The 23,620-nt window shown below is 57.0% G+C and carries 23 protein-coding genes and 3 tRNA genes; 24 read left to right on the top strand and 2 right to left on the bottom strand.

Annotation, left to right across the window (positions count from 1 at the left end; genetic code table 11):
• The first annotated feature begins 14 nt into the window (after positions 1-14).
• The gene (locus K7A42_RS03270; protein WP_282454838.1) at positions 15-551 is read left to right on the top strand and encodes a sigma-70 family RNA polymerase sigma factor; all 537 of its coding nucleotides are present in this window, start codon (positions 15-17) and stop codon (positions 549-551) included.
• On the opposite strand, the gene K7A42_RS03265 is transcribed toward K7A42_RS03270, so the two are convergent.
• Complete coding sequence (locus K7A42_RS03265; RefSeq protein ID WP_282454837.1) at positions 548-1,159, bottom strand: hypothetical protein; 612 nt, start codon at positions 1,157-1,159, stop codon at positions 548-550. The genes K7A42_RS03270 and K7A42_RS03265 overlap by 4 nt on opposite strands.
• Here K7A42_RS03265 and K7A42_RS03260 point away from each other — a divergent pair.
• From K7A42_RS03260 to K7A42_RS03215, 11 genes are all read left to right on the top strand, one after another.
• Positions 1,099-2,853 (top strand): DEAD/DEAH box helicase, encoded by a 1,755-nt coding sequence (locus K7A42_RS03260; protein ID WP_282454836.1) that lies wholly within the window; start codon positions 1,099-1,101, stop codon positions 2,851-2,853. The two genes, K7A42_RS03265 and K7A42_RS03260, sit on opposite strands and share 61 nt — an antisense overlap.
• A 24-nt stretch (positions 2,854-2,877) precedes the next feature.
• Positions 2,878-3,357, top strand: a complete 480-nt coding sequence (locus tag K7A42_RS26085; protein ID WP_416220894.1) for a super-infection exclusion protein B — start codon at positions 2,878-2,880, stop codon at positions 3,355-3,357.
• A gap of 80 nt (positions 3,358-3,437) precedes the next feature.
• Positions 3,438-3,965, top strand: a complete 528-nt coding sequence (locus K7A42_RS03255) for a siphovirus Gp157 family protein (RefSeq protein WP_282454835.1) — start codon at positions 3,438-3,440, stop codon at positions 3,963-3,965.
• Positions 3,965-4,324: a hypothetical protein gene (locus tag K7A42_RS03250; RefSeq protein WP_282454834.1), complete on the top strand. Its 360-nt coding sequence runs from the start codon at positions 3,965-3,967 to the stop codon at positions 4,322-4,324. Before K7A42_RS03255 ends, K7A42_RS03250 begins: the two co-directional genes overlap by 1 nt.
• A 391-nt stretch (positions 4,325-4,715) precedes the next feature.
• Positions 4,716-5,261 (top strand): MT-A70 family methyltransferase, encoded by a 546-nt coding sequence (locus tag K7A42_RS03245; RefSeq protein WP_282454833.1) that lies wholly within the window; start codon positions 4,716-4,718, stop codon positions 5,259-5,261.
• Complete coding sequence (locus K7A42_RS03240) at positions 5,261-6,109, top strand: methyltransferase (protein ID WP_282454832.1); 849 nt, start codon at positions 5,261-5,263, stop codon at positions 6,107-6,109. Before K7A42_RS03245 ends, K7A42_RS03240 begins: the two co-directional genes overlap by 1 nt.
• Complete coding sequence (locus K7A42_RS03235; RefSeq protein ID WP_174067222.1) at positions 6,106-6,477, top strand: DUF6511 domain-containing protein; 372 nt, start codon at positions 6,106-6,108, stop codon at positions 6,475-6,477. Before K7A42_RS03240 ends, K7A42_RS03235 begins: the two co-directional genes overlap by 4 nt.
• Before the next feature lie 11 nt (positions 6,478-6,488).
• Positions 6,489-7,847, top strand: a complete 1,359-nt coding sequence (locus tag K7A42_RS03230) for a DNA cytosine methyltransferase (protein WP_282454831.1) — start codon at positions 6,489-6,491, stop codon at positions 7,845-7,847.
• Complete coding sequence (locus K7A42_RS03225; RefSeq protein WP_282454830.1) at positions 7,831-10,032, top strand: bifunctional DNA primase/polymerase; 2,202 nt, start codon at positions 7,831-7,833, stop codon at positions 10,030-10,032. Before K7A42_RS03230 ends, K7A42_RS03225 begins: the two co-directional genes overlap by 17 nt.
• A gap of 154 nt (positions 10,033-10,186) precedes the next feature.
• A complete protein-coding gene (locus K7A42_RS03220) occupies positions 10,187-11,914 on the top strand; it encodes an AIPR family protein (protein WP_282454829.1) in 1,728 nt (575 codons plus the stop codon).
• Positions 11,915-12,021: 107 nt separating this feature from the next.
• Entirely contained in the window at positions 12,022-12,567 is a 546-nt protein-coding gene (locus K7A42_RS03215; protein ID WP_282454828.1) for a hypothetical protein, read from the top strand.
• 122 nt (positions 12,568-12,689) lie between these two features.
• Here the strand turns inward: K7A42_RS03215 and K7A42_RS03210 are convergent, their stop codons facing one another.
• A complete protein-coding gene (locus tag K7A42_RS03210; RefSeq protein WP_282454827.1) occupies positions 12,690-13,940 on the bottom strand; it encodes a DUF3644 domain-containing protein in 1,251 nt (416 codons plus the stop codon).
• 414 nt (positions 13,941-14,354) lie between these two features.
• Here K7A42_RS03210 and K7A42_RS03205 point away from each other — a divergent pair, with 414 nt between their 5' ends.
• The 12 genes from K7A42_RS03205 to K7A42_RS03150 all read left to right on the top strand — a co-directional run bounded on the left by K7A42_RS03205 (position 14,355) and on the right by K7A42_RS03150 (position 23,111).
• Entirely contained in the window at positions 14,355-14,846 is a 492-nt protein-coding gene (locus tag K7A42_RS03205) for a VRR-NUC domain-containing protein (RefSeq protein ID WP_282454826.1), read from the top strand.
• Between the two features lies 1 nt (position 14,847).
• Positions 14,848-15,357, top strand: a complete 510-nt coding sequence (locus K7A42_RS03200) for a GIY-YIG nuclease family protein (RefSeq protein WP_282454825.1) — start codon at positions 14,848-14,850, stop codon at positions 15,355-15,357.
• A complete protein-coding gene (locus K7A42_RS03195) occupies positions 15,354-16,286 on the top strand; it encodes a hypothetical protein (RefSeq protein WP_282454824.1) in 933 nt (310 codons plus the stop codon). The genes K7A42_RS03200 and K7A42_RS03195 overlap by 4 nt, the downstream gene beginning before the upstream one ends.
• 121 nt (positions 16,287-16,407) lie before the next feature.
• Positions 16,408-16,484, top strand: a tRNA-Met gene (locus K7A42_RS03190).
• 298 nt (positions 16,485-16,782) lie between these two features.
• A tRNA-Thr gene (locus K7A42_RS03185) sits at positions 16,783-16,858 on the top strand.
• A 5-nt stretch (positions 16,859-16,863) separates the two neighbouring features.
• Positions 16,864-16,941, top strand: a tRNA-Pro gene (locus K7A42_RS03180).
• Positions 16,942-16,958: 17 nt separating this feature from the next.
• A complete protein-coding gene (locus tag K7A42_RS03175) occupies positions 16,959-17,279 on the top strand; it encodes an HNH endonuclease (protein WP_282454823.1) in 321 nt (106 codons plus the stop codon).
• Positions 17,280-17,397: 118 nt separating this feature from the next.
• Entirely contained in the window at positions 17,398-17,853 is a 456-nt protein-coding gene (locus K7A42_RS03170) for a terminase small subunit (RefSeq protein WP_282454822.1), read from the top strand.
• A gap of 12 nt (positions 17,854-17,865) precedes the next feature.
• On the top strand, positions 17,866-19,509 hold the full coding sequence (locus K7A42_RS03165; RefSeq protein WP_282454821.1) for a terminase large subunit: 1,644 nt from the start codon (positions 17,866-17,868) through the stop codon (positions 19,507-19,509).
• Positions 19,510-19,533: 24 nt separating this feature from the next.
• Positions 19,534-20,763, top strand: coding sequence for a phage portal protein (locus K7A42_RS03160; protein WP_282454820.1), 1,230 nt, complete (start codon positions 19,534-19,536; stop codon positions 20,761-20,763).
• A gap of 9 nt (positions 20,764-20,772) precedes the next feature.
• Positions 20,773-21,891: a S49 family peptidase gene (locus K7A42_RS03155; protein ID WP_282454819.1), complete on the top strand. Its 1,119-nt coding sequence runs from the start codon at positions 20,773-20,775 to the stop codon at positions 21,889-21,891.
• Between the two features lie 11 nt (positions 21,892-21,902).
• Positions 21,903-23,111: a phage major capsid protein gene (locus K7A42_RS03150; protein WP_282454818.1), complete on the top strand. Its 1,209-nt coding sequence runs from the start codon at positions 21,903-21,905 to the stop codon at positions 23,109-23,111.
• The last annotated feature ends 509 nt before the right edge of the window (positions 23,112-23,620 follow it).

Raw genomic sequence — 23,620 nt, 5'->3', positions numbered from 1 at the left:
CTGAGGAGACCACCATGCCGATTGTAGCGCGCACCCCGCTTGTCGCCGCCAATGATAATAATCCGCGCAGTCCCGAGTTCGACCGCAAGCTGTTGGCCTATGAGCCTGCATTGCGGAGATTGGCGCGAAGAATCACCAAGAACGAAGACGCGGCCGACGAGCTGTTTCAGTCGGCAATGGTCGTCATGTTGCGCCGTCATCGCGAATGCCGCCTTGAAACCTTTTGGACGTGGGCCGTCCTCTGTGTTCGGGGTACGGCGCAGGAATTCGTTCGCACAAATTCCACCAAGTCGCGGTCCGCTGAGGTCTGCAGTCTCTCCGCGTTCGAAGAGCTGCCGGGTTCTGCTGATCCGCACCAGGAGGAGGGCACCGACTTATCGCGCGTTGTCTCCCTGCTGGAAGGCCGGAATGGCACGATGCTGATGCGCAGGGCGATGGGCGAGACGCTTGAGGCCATCGGCAATGACCACGGCCTCACCAAAGAGCGCGTTCGCCAGATCGTCATCAAGGAGCGGGCGAGGGTGCTTGGGCTGCTGCGGGAGGCTGGTTAGTCCAAAACGTCGAATCCTGTCGAGGCAAACGCAACTCGAACCCGCTTCGATCCATGCATGCGATAATGGACGATGAAGCCTAGTACAAATCCGCCCTGCTGGTTCTGGTCGAGAAATCTGACGTTGAAAACGCTTGTGGATACTGCAGGCATATCACTCGAGAAGCGCCCAGCGAGACGGAAAGGAACGTCAAATACGTGCTCACGCTTTTTCTCGATGACTACGTCGTAAAGTGCGGCAACAAGATCGCGAACTTCTTCCGCCCCACGGTGGATAAGCACCCAGTCAGGGTACTCCAACCTGATGCTTTGGACATAGAGCGGTAGCCGATTGTGGTTGACTATCTCGATGGCGACCCTGTGGCGGTAGTTTTTCCCATCGTCTGGTAGCTGATAGGCGCTGAATACAGGCTCTACTTCTCCGAGAACCGCGTCCGCTTGTCTTTTGGCTTGGCGCGCCGACGAAAAAGCAAAAGCAGCCGCTAGAATTGCGGCGAGCGCAGATAACCCTGCAATCCAATCGTTTATGTCAAGGTCTGGAATCTCGTATGCTCCAACTTCGCCACTACCAAGAAGAAGCAGAAAACGCCGTTTTCGACTATTGGTCAACGACGGCTGGCAATCCGCTCGTCGACCTTGCGACCGGCTGCGGTAAGTCGCTGCTCATGGCTTCGCTCATCAAGCGGCTGGTCGAAGGCTGGCCAGACATGCGCATCCTTGTCGCTACCCATGTCGCCGAACTGATCGAGCAGAATTACCTCGAGCTGCTTGGCATCTGGCCTTTCGCGCCGGCAGGTATTTTCTCCGCCGGCCTTGGACGCCGTGACGCGCGCAGCCAGATCATTTTCGCCGGCATTCAGACCGTGCACAGCAAAGCTGCGCTCATCGGGCATATAGACGTGCTGATGGTGGACGAGTGCCATCTTATCCCCGCCAACAGCAACACGATGTACGGTCGCTTCATAGCGGCGCTGCGCGCCATCAATCCGGATATGAAAATTCTGGGGCTCACTGCGACGCCTTACCGGCTGGATACAGGCCGACTTGATGAAGGCGATGATCGGCTCTTCGACCAGATCGTCTACACCTATGGCATCGCCGACGGTGTTGCTGATGGCTATCTGGCGCCGCTTTCGTCCAAGGCCACAGCGACCACCTTCGACATGAAGGGCGTCGGAAGGCAGGGCGGCGATTACAAGCAGTCCGCATTGCAGGCTGCCGTGGACAAGATGGACGTCACGCGCTCCGCCGTAGACGAGATCGTTGCGAAAGGCGCCGACCGGAAATCTTGGCTTTGCTTCTGCTCCGGCGTCGAACACGCCGAGCACGTGCGTGACGAGATTCGTTCACGCGGCATCTCCTGCGAGATGATTAGCGGCGAAACCCCGAAGGATGAACGCCGGCGCATCATCGAGGACTTCAAGTCCTACAAGATCCGCGCGCTGACCAACAACTCGGTGCTGACCACAGGGTTTAACCACAAGGGAGTCGACCTTATCGCGGCATTGCGCCCGACGTTGTCAGTTTCGCTGTACGTGCAGATGATGGGCCGCGGCACTCGCGTGATATACGCGCCTGGCATGCCTCTCGGCACGCCTCAGGAGCGCATTGCGGCAATCAAGGCTGGTCCGAAACCGTCATGCCTCGTACTGGACTTCGCTGGTCTCGTCGACAAGCACGGACCGGTCGACATGGTGCAGCCAAAGACGCCGAACAAGGGCGACGGCGAAGCGCCAGTGAAGGTGTGCCCGTTCGACGTAGAGGACAAGAACGGTCGCTTGGGCTGTGGCGAGAAAGTGCACGCCTCCGCACGTACTTGCTCTTGCTGCGGCTATGAGTTCGACATCGATGACAGCCCGAAGATTACGGCGACGGCTGCTGATACGCCGATCATGTCGACGGCAGAACCAGAACCCCGCACCGTCACCTCGCGCTGCTTCTACTACCACGAAGGCAAGGGCGATAAGCCGCCGTCGGTGAAGGTCAGCTACATGGTCGGAATGACGGCGATCAACGAGTGGGTTTGTCCGCAACATAGCGGATTCCCGAAGTCAAAGGCCGACCGGTACTGGCGCGCGCATGGCGGCAAGATGCCATTTCCCAAGACAGTTCTGGAGTGGATCGAGCGGCAGTCGGAGCTGGCCGAAACGGTCGAGATCACGGTGAAGCCGCGCCAGAAGTATTGGGATGTTGTCGGCCACATGGTTGGCGCGGCCAACGATAATCGCGTGTCACCAGCCAATGACAATGCGCTGGAAGAAGAGGATTGGCGGGTGTTAGTTGAAGATGATATTCCATTCTAGGTTTAGAGTTTGTGGGGGTGGAGAATGGATTCGGGTTGGCTAAAGGTATTTGATCTTTCCGGGCCCACTGTTTTGGCGTGTTTCGCCACGTGCGCTGGCGTGACCTATGGCTACGAGAACGAAATACTTCTCTTGTCATTCATGCCGGTGGCATTCGTGGTCATCGCCAACATTGGTATCTTTTTCTTCGGCGCCCTGACTCTAGTTTGGATCGTGAGATGGATACGTGATGTTATTCTCTGGTTACGATACGAAATCACATTTTCTCGAAACGTCGTCGATCAACTGGATTCCCTTTCGGACAACGAGAGGCAATTCCTTCGCAGTCTTCTGGCGAATAACGAGTCTCACTACACGACTAGCCTAACCAGCCCAGTCACAGCAACCTTGATACATAGAGGGTTAGTGAGACGGGGGGTTGGCCAACACAGCATGATCGATTTCCCCCATTACGTACCCCCAAAGGTTTGGAAGGTGATTAGAAAAAACGCGGACAGAGTTTGAATTCTTGACAAATTTGTAAAAACAGTATAACTTCAAACTCTACGCCACACCAATGGCGTCACCACATTGAGGAGATACGAATGAGCGAGAGAAGATCCGCCAACGACAACTTCCTAGCCTCCGACGTCGCCAACCTCGAAGCGCTCTTTGCCGACATGCTCGCCGCTTATCCCGAGCTCGAAACGGATGAAGAACTTCGCGCAGACATGCTTGAAGGCGAGACCAACTTCCACGCCGTCCTGACGCGCCTCGTCAACGGCGAACGCGACGCCGACAGCCTGGCGAAGGCCGTGGCCGGACGCATCTCCGACCTGCAAGCGCGCAAATCTCGCGCCGAGCGCCGCAAGGAAGCCATGCGCAGCCTGATGTTCAAGTTGCTGAAAGCCGCAGGCGTGCCGCGCGTACCGCTGGCCGAAGCTACGATCTCTATCGGCAAGAAGGCCGCTGCAGTTGAGATCGTCGATGAGGCGTTGCTGCCTAAGGCATACCTTCGCATTTCGACGTCGCCGGACAAGGCCGCCATCAAGGAAGCGTTGCAGGCTGGCAAGAAGGTTCGCGGCGCGAAGATGGGCGATGCGGGTGAGCAGTTGTCAGTGAGGGTGGCTTGATGGAAACGAAAACATTGGATCATAGAACCATCAACGCGGTCCTTGAGGCGTTAAACACGCCGATACGAAACGCGACGGAGGCATGTGCCATCGTTCGTATCTTAGCAGAAACGCACGGCCTTCAGAGACGTGACGATGAAAACTTATCGGACGGCGAGTATCGGCGTAATGAAGATCGGGGTCCGCTGGTTTCGCATGCCATCAAAGCCATTCAAGATCTTGAAGATTGGTGTCACGTCAATGAAGCAAACTGGTCAGGCTGGGGCGAGATGATTGTGCCAGAAGGTGCCAAGCGGTGGACTAAGCAGGCTAAGTTGGCGCAAGACTTGCTCCGCGATAATGTGGCTCCGGCTCCATGACCAAAACCATCATGATTGCCCACGGTAGCGCAGCAGTTCAGGCCGCGCGCATCATCGCGGCAGTGGCGAGGGAGCGAGATAAGTCATCTGATATCTTTGTAGGAGATCCAGATGCTTTGCCCGTGCTCTTTCAGCGACCTGAGGTGGAATGCAAGAACCCGTCAGAAATACGTCCCACGAGCCTCTAATGCCAGCTGTGAGCGTAGCCCTGATAAATTCGCCATTGGGGTCCGCGTACGAGACAATCTCGTTTCGCAGTTCTTCCGCGGTCTTCTTTTCTTTCATAATCGGTTCCTTCTGAATCGGTGCAGAAGTTATAACATAACGACACCCGCCGCGCCACCAACGCGGCTCCCGCTTCGGCGTGAACACCACAGTCTGAGGAGACAATATGAACCCGCTACCAGAGGGGCGCTTCGGCGCGATTCTTGCCGACCCGCCGTGGTCATTCGGAACCTACGCCAACGACAATGTAGCTCCCGCACGCGGTGCGCAGCCTTATGCCGTGATGTCGCTTGCCGATATCGCGGCGCTGCCAGTTTCCGACGTCGCTGCAAAGGACTGCCTGCTGTTCATGTGGACGGTCAGCCATCTGCAGCGTGATGCCTTTGATGTCGCTGCAGACTGGGGCTTCAAGCCGGTATCGCTCGCCTTCATCTGGGATAAGGGCCGCATGGGCATGGGCTACTGGACCAGGCAGGAGGTCGAGGTTTGCCACCTGTTCAAGCGTGGCAAGCCGAAGCGGCTGAGCCGCGGCGTTCGCTCTGTTATTCGCGCGCCTCGTCGTGAGCATTCGCGCAAGCCTGATGAGCAGTACGGGCGCATTCAATCCTTGGTCGCCGGTCCATACCTCGAGTTGTTCGCGAGACAGGCGTGGCCGGGTTGGTCGGCTTGGGGGAATCAGGTCGGGAAGTTTGATGTGGCGGAGGCAGCGTAATGGCCAAGCTCACCAAAGCTCAAGCTAAGGCCCACGCGCAAGCCTGCGATCTGCTGACCAAACCAGTGCTGACTGAAGACGACAAGGACTTCGTCCTCAAGAACTGGAATGAGGGCGCGAACCATGTGAACGGCGCTGCAGGCGCATTCTTTACGCCGTATGACATGGCGTTCGATTTCACGATTGATGCCATCGGGCAGGGAGGATACGGCGGGCGGATCATCGATCTCTGCGCGGGCATCGGCATGCTGTCCTATGCGTGCTGGCACCGCAGCCACCAAAAGGCTCTCATCACCTGCGTGGAGCGCAATCCGGATTATCTCGCGGTCGGTCAGAAGATCCTGCCGGAGGCAGAGTGGATTCTTGCCGATGTGCTGAACGTGCTGGACATGGGCCTGGGTCGTTTTGATGTCGCAATTAGCAACCCGCCTTTCGGTAAAATCAAACGGAACGGCAGCGCTCCTCGATACACCGGCGCGGAGTTCGAATTCCACGTCATCGATATCGCCGCTCATCTGGCTGACTCTGGCGCGTTCATCGTGCCGCAGATGTCGGCTGGCTTCAACTACAGCGGCCGGCCTTCTTACGAGCGCCAGAAGGACGGCAAGGCGGTAAAATTTCAAGAGCTGACTGGCCTTCACTTCGAGGCTGGCTGCGGGATCGATACAGCTTTCTACATCAACGACTGGAAGGGTGTTTCGCCAATGTGCGAGATCGTCTGCGTGGATTTCAATGCGATTGGCCAAGGCGATCCATTGGCTTGCATAGATGACGAAACTGTCGCGGCTCCGAAGGCTTCTAACGATAACGTGCCGGCGCAAGCGGACTTGTTTGGAGTGGCAGCATGACCAAACTCCCAACCACCCCACGCCAGCATACGCCGACGGTCGACGCCGACCACAATCCAACCACCTGCTTTGTATGCGGCATGCACGCTTTCGGTATCGGTGTGAATCCTAATCCAAAACATGACCCCCACTATATCTGCCGGAGGTGCGCCGTGGGCATCGACAATTACAAGAAGATCGATCGCCTCGACGATTACGAGCTGCGTGCCCTTGACGCCGGCGTTGATGCCGTCGGTGAATATATCGCCGAGCATGGCGTGACGGACCTGGCGCACTTCGACGAACTCATGCAGCGGATGATGGTCAAGGCTGCTTGGGAAGGGTGTGCGCGAGGGCTGCGGGCGGCGTTGAGCGAGGCGCCATTTTGATGGAGGGCAAGATGCAGCATGCAAATGACAACCACACTGGCCTGCGTTTTCTGTCGGTTTGCTCCGGCATTGAAGCAGCCTCGGTTGCTTGGCATCCACTCGGATGGAAGGCTGTGGCTTTCTCGGAGATCGAGAAATTCCCGTCGGCCGTACTCAAGCACCATTACCCTGACGTTCCGAACCTTGGAGACTTCACCAAGATCGATACCAGGACGCTCGGTCGCGTTGATATTCTGGCCGGTGGCACACCTTGCCAAGCGTTCTCCGTCGCTGGGTTACGCCAATCTCTCGCCGATGCGCGAGGCAACTTGTCACTCGATTTCGTGAGGCTTGCGCATGAGCTTGCAGCTAACAATGGACTTCGGAATGTCGTCTGGGAAAACGTCGTCGGCGTTCTCAGCACCAAAGACAACGCTTTCGGCTGTTTCCTCGCCGGACTTGTGGGCGCAGATTCCGCCATCGAACCACCGAGAAGAGGCAAGTGGGCGCGTCACGGTATGGTCTCTGGACCTAAAGGACGGACCGCGTGGGCTGTCAAAGATGGGCAATTTTTCGGAGTGGCCCAACGACGCCGCCGTGTGCTCGTTGTCGCAGATTTTGGAAACGGGGCAGATCCCGCAGCGGTTCTTTTTGAGCCCGAAAGCATGTTCAGGGATACTCCGCCGAGCCGAGAAACGGGGAAAAGTATTACCCACCCAGTTGCACCAAGCCTTGTTAGCAGCGGCAGAGGAATAGAGCGAACAGGAGACACGCGTGGACAGGATCCGGTTGTTGCGGTGCTGCGTGGCCACTCCGATTATGGCCCAGGCACACCCACGCTACGAGCAAAAGGCGGAGATTGCGCCGGAGGCTCGGAGGCGCTGGTATTTGCCCCTGAAATCGCGCGTTGCGACGCAACGCGCGAAGGTTCGTCACAGGACTACGAAACAACGACTATGGTGGCCGTGGGTGTTACCGGCGACGTTGCTCACACACTCAAAGCCGAAGGTGCTGATGCCAGTGAAGATGGCACGGGGAGAGGCACGCCGATTGTTGCTTTCATGGAAAACGTGCGAGGCGAATTGCGAACGTCCGACCAAACAGATTCACTTACTCGTGGCGGTGGTAAGCCGGGGCAAGGATACGCGGCCGCACTCGTAGGCTCAGCCGTCAGACGCTTAACCCCCGTCGAATGCGAGCGCCTTCAAGGCTTCCCAGACAACTACACCGACATACCATGGCGCGGCAAATCTAACTCTCCTGACGGCCCACGCTACAAAGCGCTAGGCAACAGCTGGGCAGTTCCAAAGTTCGTGTGGCTCGGGCAGCGCATACAGAAACTGATGCCAGCCAACAGCAATCAGGAGACCCCCATTGCAAACGCCGCTTGAACTAGCGCAACATTACGTCGCCTTGGGCTGGCCGGTCTTTCCATGCCGATCGCACGCAGAAGAGCATGTCGACCAGGCCACCGGCGAAATCATTACGCTCGGCGAAAAAACGCCTTTGACGCCCAACGGCTTCAAGGGCGCAACGCGCTTTCCGCGCATCATCGAGAGATGGTGGTCGGATTGGCCGGATGCTGCCGTTGGCTTGCCAACTGGCGAAAAGACGGGCTTCTTCGCGTTGGACATCGACAATAAGCCGGGCGGCGCGAATGGCTTAGACTGGCTGGCGGAGATGGAAGCCGAGTACGGCCCGTTGCCCGACACGGCGCGCGTGACGAGCCCGAACGGCGGACTGCACATCTACTTCAAGTACGTCGTGGGCACCCGAAACCGCGGTGCACTTGGTGCTGGCGTCGATATCCGGTCCGAGGGCGGCTACGTGCTGGCCGCTGGCAGCACGATGGCGAATGGGCGCTCCTACAAGTGGAAAACAGACACGCGCGAAATCGCGGACGCGCCGGCTTGGCTGCTTGACCTGCTGCTGCCGAAGTCGGCGCCAGCCCACACGCAATACAGCCTGTCGGCGGCCACGAACAACGCTTACGTGGATGCGGCCGTCGATCGCGAGCTCGCTGAGCTTGCCGGCGCCCCGATGGGCACGCGTAACAATGCACTCAACGACGCGGCGTTCTCGATCGGTACAATCGTCGGCGCGGGTGCGCTCGGCGAGAATGAGGCGCGCGCTCTGCTGCAAGACGTCGCTCGCGGCTGGGGCAGGGACTGGTCACGATGCTGCAAGACGATTGAGAATGGCTTGAAGGCCGGCATCCAGAACCCGCGCCACATTCCGGAGCCAGACTTCCCGGCACACGACAACACGCGTCTGGTTGACATCACGCGCATGATCCAACGCGGGCTTGAGAAGGGTAGGCTGCGCGAGCAAGCGGCTGCGGTAGAAGCGGATGTCGTGGCGGAAGCAGTGCCGCAGGCAGAAGAGTCGCCGGTCGGGGACATTGATCCCGCCAACGACAACGCGCCTCCGTCATCACCAATCACCGCCACTGCCTTCAAGTGGATCGACCCCAAAACACTGCCGCGCCGTGAGTTCGCATATGGCTCGCACTTCATCCGCAAGTACGTGTCTGTCACGGTGTCGCCGGGCGGTCTGGGCAAGACGTCCAGCAGCATTGCCGAAGCGCTGGCCATGGTATCGGGAAGGGCGCTGCTTGGCACGAAGCCGCCGAAGCGTCTCCGCACGTGGATATTCAACGCCGAGGATCCGCGCGACGAAATGGAGCGGCGCATCATGGCTGCGTGCATCCACTACAAGCTGAAGCCTGCAGACCTTGAGGGGCATCTCTTCCTGGACAGCGGCCGCGAGCAGGAGCTGTGCGTCGCCATCGAAGACAAGAAGGCCGGCGTTCGCATCCAGCAGCCGATCGTCGAGGCAGTGGTTGAGCAGATCGAACGCAACGGTATTGATGTGATGATTGTCGACCCGTTTGTGTCCACGCACGGCGTCAACGAGAACGACAACGGCGCGATCGACAAGGTGGCGAAGCTGTGGGCCCAGATTGCTGACTACACCAACTGCTCAATCGACATCGTGCACCACCTTCGCAAGGTGGCGGACCGCGAAGCGACTGTCGAAGACGCGCGCGGCGCAGTGTCACTAATCGGCGCGGCGCGATCGGTGCGCGTTCTCAACCGCATGTCGGAAGAACAGGCGGGAGAGGCCGGCATCGATAAGGCTGACCGCTTCGGCTACTTTTACACGACCTATGGCAAGTCCAACCTGACGCCGCTGTCGCATAAGGCGGAGTGGCGTCATCTGGTCTCGACACCACTTGGCAATGGGACAGGCCTTGCTCAGCCGCAGGACTTTGCGCCGGTGGTGACGGAGTGGCAGTGGCCGAGCGCCGAGGATGTCGCTGGAGACCTGACAGAAGACCAGCGTGCGTCCATTCTGGCGGCCGTGAGCGCGTCCGACTACAAGAAGTCACCGAAGGCCAAGAATTGGGTCGGAGGCGCTGTAGCGTACGCCGTGGGGCTGGATTTGGACGATAACACGCAGCGCAAGCGTGCGGCCAGCCTTGTGACTGCTCTGATGCGTGAAGGCGCGCTTGTCGAGCGGGAGGAGCGGGACCCAGTTAGGCGGGAGCTGGCGGTGTTTGTGAGGGCGGCTTAGGGGGCGAGAATTGGCTTTATTTCCGTCTCGATGGGGAACGCTAACAGGTTCTGTGAAAAATAATGCAACTTTAGCTTGATAGGCCGTGGCGTGTACTTGACTGTTGTATTGAATTCTGTACGCGTAGTATAAGTTGTAATGGCAGGCAAAATCCATGAAATCACTTCGCGTCAAACAGATCACCAACAAACTACTTACTCTTTTCGAACCGCACTTGGATTTAACCGATATCGGTCAATCTGACTCGCAGCGACAGCAAAAAATTTTGTCGCGGTGTCTTGCGGCATACGGGATCGTTATGCGGACTGGCTGCTCCCCAGAGGACGCTGCTCATAGTGTCTGGGATGGTAGTGACGACAATGGTCTGGACGCGGTATTTTATGACGCATCGGAAAAGCGAGTGGTGATTGCCCAATCGAAATGGATCAGCGCGGGAGGAGGGGAGCCGTCGGCATCAGACATCGCTGTGTTCGCTAACGGCGTTCGCGACTTGATAGAGCAAAACGAAGAAAACTTCCATGCGCGGCTACATGGAAAGCTTAATGACATAGTTGCCGCGATCATGGAGCCTGGCACGACAATAGAGATAGTGCTGATCTCAACCGGCGCAGACGACATAGCTCATCATGGGCATGCGAATATAGACCGTGTTTTGAATGAGCTCAACGAGCCACAAGCAGAACCGATGGCCACCAAACACGTCATTGGTTTGAACGCAGTGTACGATTCGTTAGCGAGTTCATCAATTGGATCTGCAATATCTGTAACAGCCAATCTTTTGGACTGGTCATATGTCGCGCAGCCTTACCTAGCATATTTTGGTTTGATTGATGGTCTGCAACTAAAGGCTTGGTGGGATACCTACGGCAAGCGGATTATCGCGAAAAATATAAGGCACAACTTAGGGGCAACGGACGTCAACGAAGCAATACGCGAAACGGCAGAGACCGCACCAACTGATTTTTGGTATTTTAACAACGGCATCACTCTTATTGCGGAAGAACGGAAGATCGCCCCAGCTGCCGCCGCGTCGCGTTCATCTGGTAACTTTGAGTTCAAAGGTGTCTCGATTGTAAATGGTGCCCAGACGATAAGCACACTAGCGCGCGTTGCGAATGAAGATAATTTGGGAAAAGTTCGCGTTTCTATTCGCGTTGTAGTTCTGTCTGGTGCGCCGGCTAATTTTGGCGGTGAAGTTACCCGAACCAACAACCTCCAGAACAGAATTGAAGGCCGCGATTTTGTCGCGCAAGATCCTCAGCAGAGTAGAATTCAGCAAGAAATGTCGATGGAGGGGATAGATTATCAGTTCCTGAGAAGCGAAGATGCAAGTCTTATCAAGGGTAGTAGCTCGTGCGAGCTTATTGAAGTTACCACCGCGCTCGCGTGTGCTGCCGGTGACCCTGCTCTCGCTGTGAACATTAAGACTGGTATTGGGCGCTTTTTTAATGACCTCACCCGCGGTCCTTATAAGTCCGTATTTAATCCGCTTACAAGCGGTGCGAAAGCCTACAACTCAGTTGTCGTTCAGCGTCAGATCGACAAATGGATTGATGCTAAAAAGAAATCGATGAGTAAGAAGAGTGGCTATCCTTGGGGGGTCCTCGTGCATGGCAATCGTATTGTGGCAGCTGCAGTTTTCAAGCTGATTGGCACGAGTAAATTAGACGTCACCATTGAACAGTTTGCTCACGAAATTGAAGCGCTCAGTATTTCCAAGATTTGCGAAGAGGCCTACTCGGCCATCGTCGAGGTACTAAATCAAGAGTTTCCCGACCGTGTGTTGGCGGTTCTTTTCAAGAGCCCATTGCGATCAAAAGAAGTTTTTGATCATGCTGTTGATGCAGCATCAAAATCTCTATCGAAGCCATCCGCGTGTTAAAGATCGAGAGCAGCAAATGGGTGAGGCGTACGTCTCACGGATTTGAGGCGGCAACTAGACAGCTGCTTGATGGGTGGATCGAGGCGACTACGAAGTATTGCGACGCAATGGAAGGACGCGAAGCACCGTTCTTCTTCAACGAGCGCGCCAACATATCTATGCTAGCCGCCGCTTGTTGGTTGAAGGGTGGCATCGCGTTAGAGGAATACTCAGCGCCAAAATTCGTGGAAGAGCGAGATTCAAACGGGCGCTGTGATCTGTATGTGTTCTTGGCCGGGGAAAATATCGAGATCGAGGCGAAGTCTGTTAAACGGCGACTACCGGTGAACGCCGCGTCATTGGCTCTACACTTGCGCACGAAACTCGACGAAGCAATCGACGACGCGAAAAAGCTTCCTATGCAGAAGTCGTTTCGCCGTGCAGCTTGTGCGTTCTATGCGCTGAGAGTGGAGGCGTCGCGATACGCTTCGAGCGAACAACTGAAAGAGAAGTTCGCTGGTGAGCTGGGTAGATACAAAGAAGGCTTAATGGCGTTAGAACAGTGCTCTGCGGTTGCGTGGTGTGTGCCTCGGTCAATTGGGCGCCTTCGTGTCTCGCCAGATTCTGATGAGTTTGTTTTTGGCTGCATTCTCGCGTTATCTTTCCTAACTTGACGGGAACCAAATTCGACGTCGAGAGTTATGTGACCAGACAGCTTACGCACTGACCACGGATGTACTGGCAGAGGCGATAGCTACAGGAAGGCTGGGGCAGTGATGCACCGGCCTTTTTTTGTTCAGTCGGGCGCCATTTGGACAGGCGCACCCAAACCTATGTCGTCCTCATCGGCACTTACCAGCGCGGCAGCGAAATATGGATAGAGGGGCAACTTTTGTTTGTCGGGCGCCTCCGAGATTAGCTTATCTACCCAAGCCTGATTGTACGTGTAGTCTTTGTGGGCCGCGTGATAAATGCAAAACTGCTTGTCGGTTCGATCAGGCTTTTTCGCACCATTTGCCGGCCGCGCCTTATGTTTTTTCCAGGCGTCTGTATGCGCCTGCATGCTGAATTTTTTTCCCGCAGCCTTAACTCTCTTAACAACGTCACCCGGCTTCAGAGGATACATTTCGTCAGCAACGCGATACTTTTGAAGTACGTTATGAATGTCTTTGCCCTCTTGAGAATCAGGGCTGACAAACTGGATGTGCGCCTTGCTTTTTGATGCGCTGTCGAGGGTGTATACGACTTTGAACTGATATTCGATATCGTTCAATTCGGCTTCTGTTTTGCCTTCAGTCAAACTAGCGTCCAGAGCAGCAATGTTCGGCGGGATGTCGTAGCTATGGATCTGAGACGCCTGATCAATCGACATCTTTCCAAACTGGAGTGCTACGGATAAATCGTTCTGGAGGCTAACCCTCTCTCCATGCCAGTCAACAATCGTCTTATCGAAATTCAGACAGCATGCCTGGAAGATCGCAAGCCAGTTCCCGTCACTGCGACCAAATAACCGATGCTCAACCTCGTCTCGTATCGCTTTCACCGCCTTAAGGTTGGCCTTGATCCCACTTGATAGGGGACAGTCGCCCTTTTCGAGCATGTGGCTCAACGCCCATGTACTTCCGTCCGAATTGATCGGGTTAATGCCCTTCTTCTCGTAGTAATCGTGCATAAGGTAACACCATGCGATGTTCGCCAGCACGGAGAAAACCTCGGTCTTGAAGCGATACGATGCGTTGTTGAATATAGATACTGCAAGTATCATCGCCTCGCGCGACCTGATCAATTTCTCGTCGGTATAGGGATTGAGCCCAGTCACAGGATCGAAGCTGCGCTTCATCTGCTTATACTTCGCGACCTCGTCGGCTGATGCCGGCTGTATATCCTCATTCCTGACAGGGCTAATGCGTCCGAAGTTTACCGTCGGGTTGCGTCCGTGGTTGACCAAGATATGGATGTCTTGATTTCTTTCCCCGTCGTTAAGCATGGCTTTAACCAGACGCTTTTCTTCGTCTGTGAGCGCCGCCCCGGTAAGACGCTTAGCCATAAATGCACCCCTTATTTTTTGCCCTCCTGATACAACCAAATCACCACGCACAATTCAACTTCTAATACCGCCCGGATAGCGCATTTTTTATCCGTGCAGTAACTGTGCACATCCGGGCGGAGACACCTGCACAGCGCTGCCCGGTTAGTGCACGTTTAGTAGGGTATATATTTATATATACCCCTACACGTGCAACCGTGCAGGGCGGTGTGCCGCGCGCACGGTTCTCAAGATGATTTATTCGGGCAACGTGCACCGGGCAGAAGGTCGGTCCGGGTGCAACCTGCCTTAGCTGACGTACCCCAAAAAATATTTCACTCCACCTGCTGACGTTTTCGACCCTCTTGCTGAAAGTATGTCTGTCGCCATCACCACTGTCGGGCCACCGACACGCACCACCAGGAGGAGACCGGCATGCGAACCAACCAGCCGACAAAGGCCACCAGCCAGACCACCCGCATCAACGGCAGGCGCGTAGTGATCCGCACATCGGCCAAGGGCAAGGTCTCCGTAGTCGATGCGCCGATCAAGGAAAGCGAAGGGCAGGCTGCCCAAGTGCGCGCCCTGAGGTCGCTCCCAGAGTACGGACGTCAGTTCCTGCTCGCTGGCGACATGAACAGCGCGAAGCGCGGACCACGTGCCCAGGCTGACGCTATCGCAACCGGTATGACGCCAGGCGAAGCTGATCTGCGGATATACCTCAAAGGCGGTAAACTGCGGATGATTGAGAACAAGGTTGGCAAGGGCCGGCTATCGCCGGCGCAGGTTGATCGACATGCATCACTCGCAAGACTGGGACATCTAGTTGAGGTGGTGCGGTTCACGTCCGCAGCAGAGGCGGCCAGCAAGGCGGTAATGCTGGTCAAAGGATGGCTGGCCGATAACGACAACCGAGAGGATGCCTAAATTGGCCGTTCGCGGGATAGGCGCACCGAATATACTAGTGATCGGAGATGGAAACATTAAATGGCAGGCGCCTGCTCAACGCAGTCCACTGGATAGAAAATATGAGGATCCACTTCACGACGTCCGAGCCTTAGCCCGCAGATCAAGAAAGATGCTGGCTGTAAACGATAACATCGAGAAGAGCGCTCATGCCGTCTACGTCGTTTCGGATATCGAGGGGAAAGTAACGAAGATTGGTCGAGCGTATTGTCCGTCCAGCAGGCTCTCCAGAATCCAGACAGGCAACCCCTACGAGTTGTTCCTTCACAGAGTGTTCTGGGTAGACCGTGGCAGAGATGCGGAAGAGCTGGAGCGTCGATCGCACGAATTAGCAGGCTCACACGGCAGGCTCATGGGGGAATGGTTTGCCTGCAATGTAGTTCAAGCACATGCACTAATCGCCAAGGCCCTTGACGAAATGAACATCGACTACGTCGCCATAACGCCATCAACGAAGGGGATCCAAGCATGACCCGACGCGCATCTCTCGCAGAGCAACTAGCCGCCATTCGTCGCGCCGTAACAGAGCCAGATCATGTTCCAGAGCCATTGCAAACGAACTGGTCTACAACCGTCGCAAACGACAACAACCCCGAAGATGTGGAAGGCCTGAAGCAGGACAAGCTTTGGGACATATCCCCATCAACCGGGGAAATCATGCGCCAGGTTGAAAACTTCGAGAAGGTCAAAAACGACAAGGGGCAGACAGTTCGTTGGGGTTCTCTTAGGTTTAGCGACGGTACGCAGACTGAGCAAGGTTTCAAGGTAACTGCGAATGGAGAAGTGGTTGCTCACCAATTCATCGTGCCTCCAGGTGGCATGCTGGGCACGACAGACAAGGAGCGCGTGCAGCGCGGAGGAGACGAAAACCCAGAGGACGCCACCAGCACGAGAAACTACTTCTCTGGAAAAAAAACTGAATTCCGTCCAGCCGGCTTGTTCAATGCGCTCCGATCAAAGCCAGTCAAGCGCACGAAGCGAAAAGACAGGACGGGCCCGAAGACGAAAGCCGAAGAACGCCAGTGGTTGGCCGATGCGATCGCTGGAACCGCAGTCATGCCGGAGGTGAAAAAGATATCGGATGGTTTTCCTGCTTTCCCTTCCAATCTGGCTCAGTTGTTCCCTGGCTTGGTAAAGGTTTGTACTGGCAGTAGCGGATCACAAGCATGGAACGACGTAGCCACACTGCGAGAGGACCGCGAAGAATGGTTCAAGTGGGTCGATAGTCTCAAGCCCAAGGACAGGGCGGTGATTGAAACGGCCAAGACTGCCAAGACATTTGCGGATGTCGGTGAGGCGATTGGTCAGTCGCAAGAGTACGCGCGCCGCAAAGGTGGCCGCCGAGCGATGATTGCAGCAAATGACAATCTGATGGATGCAATTAAAAAATATGCCGGATAGGGTCCATAAAACGTGTTCTCGCCACCTGTATAGGTGAAGGGGTTGAAAAGCCCTGCACCTTTCTGGACGCACTGACGTTGCGACAGAGCCTCGGCCAGCGATGAGCCGGGGTTAACTATCACGTGGAGTAGAGCAGTTCGGTAGCTCGCCAGCCTCATAAGCTGGAGGTCGTGAGTTCGAACCTCACCTCCGCAACCAATCAGCAGGACAGGCCGTGGACGCGTAAGCCCTGATATCCAAACGGCACACCGTATGGGCGCCGCCTGCTTCCCAATCCCATGCGCGTTCTCCTCCGCTTGCATGGTGATCGTGCGGCTGGTTGTAGTGTGACCCTGTTAGCGACAGCTTGACAGGTCGTGCACGCTCCCAGCCGCTTTGAGTTTCACAGCCCCGCGTCTGTCCTGCGCAGATGCCACTGAATGACCGCTTGTGTTTCCCGATGGGAGCAAGCGCCATGGGTGGATTGGGCAGCCCTTGGGCAAGGCAAACATTCTAAGCCGGCATAGCTCAGTAGGTAGAGCGCCTCCTTTGTAACGAGGATGTCGTGGGTTCAATTCCTGCTGCCGGCACCATTTATCTGTGTGTAGCTCAGTCTGGTCAGAGTACCGCACTTGGACTGCGGGAGCCGCTGGTTCGAATCCAGCCACGCAGACCAACCGCTAGGCAACGCCAATGCCCAAACCCTACGGCCGCTCAGCCGAGGCCGCGCTCTACCGGCGCCTTTATCATACAGCTCGGTGGCAGCGCTTACGTGAGGCGCAGCTCGCTGCCGAGCCATTGTGCCGGTTCTGCCTAGCCATTGAGGATGTCACCGAGGCAACGGTGTGTGACCATATCGAGCCGCATCGTGGCCAGCTGGACCTGTTCTACGACCCAAGCAATCTGCAATCGTTGTGCGCTCCATGCCACGACAAGCTGAAGGCTCGCATCGAGCGAGGCCAGCAGGCTGTGGTCATCGGCGTTGACGGATATCCGGTTGAGGTCGGTGGGTAGGGGTGCCACGAAAGTCGCCGCCAGCCCGCCGCAGGACCGCCGTGGTAACGCAATTCAAATGCAAACACAGATTTTTGCCTAGCGCGTGCGCAAGCGCGCGTGCGCGAGGGGATTCCGCATGTCTGAGAAGAAAAGCCGCGTCGACAGCGTTGATGAGGCCATAAGGATTGCCTCTGCGGCATCCGAGGAGATCCAGTTTCCCGAAAACGTGCCGCTCGACGACGGTGACGTCCCATTTTTCAAGAACGTCATTGCCGAATACGCCCGCGCCGATTGGTCGGCTCACCAGCTTGAGATTGCCGCGATGCTTGCTCGCACGATGGCCGACCTTGTGAGGGAGCAGGACATGCTCCGCACCGAAGGTTCAGTCGCAGTCACCGAGAAAGGCACGCCCGTGGCGAACCCGCGCAAGTCCGTGGTCCAGATGCACGCTTCTTCCATTCTTTCGTTCCGCCGATCGCTGGCGCTGCATGCGCGCGCCGTACAGGGCGAGGCGAGGGACGCTGCGAAGCGACGCGACCAGGCCAAGGAGATTGAGACGGGCGCGAGCGTGGATGACGAACTCCTAGCCTGATTGAGGTTGTGAATGCTTTCTGAGGCCGTGGTCGGCGCCATCAAGTGCGGCCCGATCCCGGTTCTGCGCGACTGGCGCGGACTGCCGACGTCGGAGCTGACTCGCGGCGAGAAGATGTGCCGCTTCATCGAAGAATACCTGGTCGTGCCAGAGGGCGCGCTGGTCGGGCAGCCGATAAGGCTGCTGGACTTCCAGGTAGCCTTCATCCTGTCCGTCTATGACAACCCAAACGGCACGTCGCGAGCGTATTTGTCGATCGCACGTAAGAACTCCAAGACCGCCACCATCGCCTGCCTGTTGCTCGGCCACGTTATTGGCCCTGAGGCGTTTCCAAACAGCCGCATCATGTCGGGCGCGCGTTCTCGCGACCAGGCTGCGGAGGTTTTCAACTACGCCAGCAAGATGTTGATGATGTCGCCGCGCCTGAAAGGGCTGTATCGCATCGTCCCGTCCGGCAAGATGATTGTCGGCCTTCGCAAGAACGTCGTCTACCGCGCCAGCTCGGCGGAAGCGAAGAGCGCGCATGGCGGTTCGCCACTAGTAGCCATCCTGGATGAGGTTGGCCAGATCAAAGGCCCGCACGACGACTTCGTTGAGGCGATCGTGACGTCGCAAGGCGCCTACGGCGATAAGGCGATGATCTTCGCTATCTCAACACAGGCAGCGACTGACGGCGACCTCTTTTCGCGATGGCTGGACGATGCAGAGACATCAAAAGCACCGCGAACGGTTTCGCACCTCTACACGGCTCCGGCTGATTGCGACGTCCTCGACGAGGAAGCGTGGAAGGCCGCGAACCCTGCGCTTGGTAAGTTCAAGTCCGTTTCATCGGTGCGAGACGACGCGGAGCGCGCGGCACGAATGCCGACTGAGGAGGCCAGCTTCCGCTGGCTCCATCTCAACCAAAGGATCGATGCCAATGCTCCGTTTGTGTCGCCGGCTATTTGGCGAGCGTGCAACGCTCGAGTTGTGGACTTTGATGGTCTCCCTGTATTTGGTGGGCTCGACCTTTCTGAGGTGAGCGACCTGACTGCTCTGGTGCTCATGGCGCCGAAGGAGCAGGAAGGCAAAACCATCTGGCACGTGAAGCCGACGTTCTGGCTGCCCGGCGACGGCATACGCGCGAAAGCTAAGGCCGACCGTGTGCCGTACGATGTTTGGCACAAGGATGGACATCTCGAAGCCGCTCCAGGCAGAACCGTCGACTACGAGTTTGTTGCGCATTACCTGCGCGACCGGTTCGAAGAGATGGATATCCGCAAGATCGCTTTCGACCGATGGAATTTCAGGCACCTGAAGCCATGGCTGCAGAAGGCCGGCTTCACGGACGATCAGCTAGAAGGCGACGGCGCTGTTTTCCAGCCTTTCGGGCAGGGCTTCCAGTCGATGTCCCCGGCACTTCGCGAGCTTGAGAGCATCATCCTCAACGGCAATCTGGCCCACGCCGACCACCCGGTGCTTACGATGTGCATGATGAATGCCACCGTCAAGGCGGATCCTGCTGGAAATCGAAAGCTCGTCAAACACAATCGCGAACGCCGCATCGACGGCGCAGTCGCCTTGGCAATGGCAACGGCGATGGCCGGAACCTACGAGGGCGGCGATAGCGGCAACCTGGACGACTTCGTCAACAACATCATCTCTGTCACCTGGTGACGGGCAACCTAGTGGTGAGGCCTGATGGGCTTTTTTGAGAGATGGGTCGGAAGGCCTATCAAGCTCACCGACGGCGAGTTCTGGCGAGGCTTCTTTGGCCTCGGCACCACGTCCGGGGAGACGGTCACGATTGAGAGTGCCCTGTCGCTTGATGCGGTTTGGGCATGCGTCAACCTCGTGCAGAACGCGGCCGGCACGCTTCCTTGCATCGTTTACGGCGAGGACGGCGTGACGGTCGATAAGAACGCTCCGCTTTACGAGCTTCTGCACGACATGCCGAACATGGACGACACGGCGCCAGAGTTCTGGTCGATGGCGGCGATGTGCTTGCTGTTGGACGGCAACTTTTTCGCCGAAAAGAAGATGAACGGCGAGCGCCTGGTGGCGCTCAACCCTCTTCACCCCTTGAGCGTCGATGTGTGCCGGTCGAAAGACGGCCGGAACACGCGCTACTACGAGGTGACGGAAGACGGCAAAAAGCGCCGAGTGCCCGAAGGCAAGATGTTTCATGTCCGCGGCGTCCGACTGCCGGGCTGTGATCGCGGCATGTCGCCGATTGCCGTTGTGCGCAATACAGTCGGCAGTGCATTGGCGGGCGAGAAGGTCGCTGGCCGGATGTTCAAGAACGGCCTGCTTTCGTCGCTCATTGTCAGCTCGGATCAAATCCTGAAGCCTGAGCAGCGCAAGCAGATATCCGAAACACTCACGCAGTTCGCCGGCGCCGAGAAGGCTGGCGGGGTGACGGTATTGGAGGCCGGTTTCAAGCCGTATCCGATGTCGATCAACCCAAAGGACGCTCAGTTCCTTGAGGCGAGGCAGTACAGTGTAGAGCAAATTTGCCGCATCTTCGGTGTGCCGCCCGTTATGATCGGGCACGCCGCCAACGGTACCACGACATGGGGCAGCGGCATCGAGCAGCTGATCCTACAATTCACCAAGACCTGCATGCGTCCGATGCTCAAGCGCATTGAGGCGGCAATCTATCGTGACCTGCTGGATGCAAAGACCAGGAAGACCACGAAGGTGAAATTCAACATGGAAGAACTCTTGCGCGGCGACAGCACGGCGCGAGCAGAATTCCTGTCGAAGATGGTCACGAACGGCATCTACCTCGTCGATGAGGCTCGATCTTACGAAGACAAGGCGCCAGTGGATGGCGGCAACAAAGCCATCGTGAATGGCACGATGACGCGCCTCGATACGCTCGGCAAGACCGAAACTCCGGCACCAACGCCAGCAGCGCGCGCTGCATAAGGGAAAATCATGAAGTTTGAACACCTGATTTCGGCCTTTCTGGCCGAACCTTGGGCTATTCAGCGCGAAAAACTGGGCGTTTTGGCTGATGTTTTGGTGGCGCGGGCCGAAGGTGAGAAACTGTTTTCGTCCGAGTTTGCGGCATCAATCGACGATGCTCGAGCCAAGGAAATTGCTGAAACCAGTGGCAGCGTCGCCGTAATCCCGGTTTATGGGGTTCTGGCCGATAAAATGGACCTGTTTTCCGCTATGAGCGGCGGGACTTCCTATGCCGGTATCAAGAAAGCGCTGCACAAGGCGCTTTCGAACGAGGATATCAAGGCTGTCGTGCTCGACATCGACAGCCCCGGCGGGACGGTCCCAGGCACAGACGAGCTCGCAACCGAAATTCGCAAGCTACGTGGCGGCGAAAAACCGATCATTGCGCAGGTTAACAGCTTGGCCGCAAGTGCGGCTTACTGGATTGCGGCGTCGACAGACGAAATCGTCGTAACGCCTTCCGGTCGAGCGGGTTCGATCGGCGTCTACACTGCGCACGATGATCTGTCGGCTGCCCTTGAGCAGCGAGGCATCAAACGCACGTACATTTCAGCCGGCAAGCACAAGGTTGAGGGAAACGAGACCGAGCCGCTCGGCAAGGACACACTGGCCCATGTGCAGGACGGTGTGAACCGATCCTACAATCGCTTCGTCGCAGCCGTCGCCGAGGGGCGAGGCGTGACCGTCAGCAAAGTCGAAGACAATTATGGCCAAGGCCGCGTGTTCTACGCAGAAGCGCTGATGGACCGAGGTATGGTCGACCGCATTGCGACACTTGACGAGACTTTGGCCCGCTACGGTGCCGACGTCGAGCCTGCTCCGGTGAGGCGCATCAAGGCCGCGAATGCCGCAAAGGCTGATGCAGCGCAGACGCTGGTCGAGAAGATGTCCGCCGGCGAACAAATCACAAAACGCGAGTTCGAAAACGGCATCAGGGGACTGATGGGGTTGTCGGGCTCTGAGGCAGAGCGGGCCGCTCGGCTCTACCTCAAAGATGGTCAGGGGGCTCCTGACGTCGATGCGGATGCTGCTGCTTTGGCAGCCATTGACCGGCTCATCGCCGAAGCAAAATCACCACTCATTCGATAAAGGAGCCACTCATGGCTGATAATCAACTTGCCGATAAGATCGGCGAGCTCGGTACTTCGCTTGCGTCCATCAAGGAGCAGGTCGGCAATCTTGCAACCGACTTCACTTCGAAGCTTGCTGCGAACGGCGAAGTTTCCGCTGAACTGAAGGAAAAGACCGACAAGGCACTTTCCGAACTCGGCGACGTTACGACCCGCCTCGGCGACCTGGAAAAGCGCGCCGCTCGCGAGAAGGAAAACGGCGAAAACGAGCAGAAGTCGCTCGGCGAACTGGTCGTTGAATCGGCTGGATTCACCAATGGTGACCTGCAGGGCGGCGCCCGCGGTTCTATCCGCGTGAAGGCCGACCGAGCCGCGATTACCACGGCGAATACTACCGTCGGCGCAGGCCGCTCGCCTGGCACTTCGCTTGTTCCCGGTGACCGCAGGCCCGGCATCATTGCGCTTGCCGATCGTCAGCTGACGATCCGTGATCTCGTGCTTCCTGGTCAGACCTCTTCCGGCAACGTGGAGTATGTCAAGGAAACCGGCTTCACCAATAACGCAGCGCCTGTCGCAGAAGGTGCCGCGAAGCCTTATTCTGACCTGACTTACGATCTCGCGTCGGCACCTGTCCGCACGATCGCTCACCTCTTCAAGGCTTCTCGCCAGATCATGGACGACGCACCGGGTCTTCGCTCTATGATCGACGGTCGTGCGCGCTACGGTCTCCGTTTTGTCGAGGAAAACCAGCTGCTGAACGGCTCTGGCACCGGCCAGAACATTCACGGTCTCGTCCCGCAGGCGACTGCATTCAATCCGGCGTTTTCTGCCGCTGACGAAACGGGCATTGACCGTCTCCGTCTGGCTGTTCTGCAGGTCGTTCTCGCCGAGTATCCGGCAACCGCGTTCGTTCTGAACCCGATCGACTGGGCGAAGATCGAGCTGACCAAGGATGCCGGCGGCAACTACATCATCGGCAATCCGCAGGGCTCGCTCACTCCGACGCTCTGGAATCTGCCGGTCGTTTCGACGCAGGCCATGGCCGCAGGTGAGTTCCTTACCGGCGCGTTCAGCTTCGCAGCTCAGATCTTCGACCGCATGGATATCGAAGTCCTGCTGTCGACCGAGAACGACAAAGACTTCGAGAACAACCTTGTGTCTATCCGCGCTGAAGAGCGTCTGGCGTTCGCCGTCTATCGTCCTGAGGCGTTCGTTACCGGCGATGTTGAAGGCGCGTAAGCTGGATAAAAACAGCTGAAACTCTTATCTACTTAGAGGGGCGTAACGGCGGGATTGCAGTCTCACCGTTACGCAAACAGCTGAGAACATAAGGGTTCAAAGATGCTTGCGACTATCGGTACTTCCGGTAATGGCGCCGCTCAAAGTTTGCGCACTAAGTCCTGCCCAGATTGCGGTTCTGCTGTTTTTGGTAAAACGCTGCACGTACAATACTGCGAGGCCTGCAAAGTCTCTCGAAAGCGTGCAAAAGACGTAGAAGCATCGGAACGCAGACGGCGCAAAAATGGCGTCCCCAAGGTAAAAGGGGAGACCTTTTGTTGCCAGCTTTGCGGCTCGTATTTCGTAGCTACATCGAAAAGCCGAGCGCTTTATTGCGAGCCATGCAGGCCAGATGCAGGCAGAGCCCGATCTCGGGAAAGATCGAAATCCCGAAGCAGCGATCCGCACCGCAAGGAAAGGTTCAACGCTTGGTACAGAGACCAGCGCAGGCGGCCAGAAATCGCTGTATC

It is taken from the genome of Agrobacterium sp. InxBP2, from assembly GCF_026191755.1.
Lineage (GTDB): Bacteria > Pseudomonadota > Alphaproteobacteria > Rhizobiales > Rhizobiaceae > Agrobacterium > Agrobacterium pusense.
This window is presented reverse-complemented; position numbering and strand designations above follow the sequence as displayed.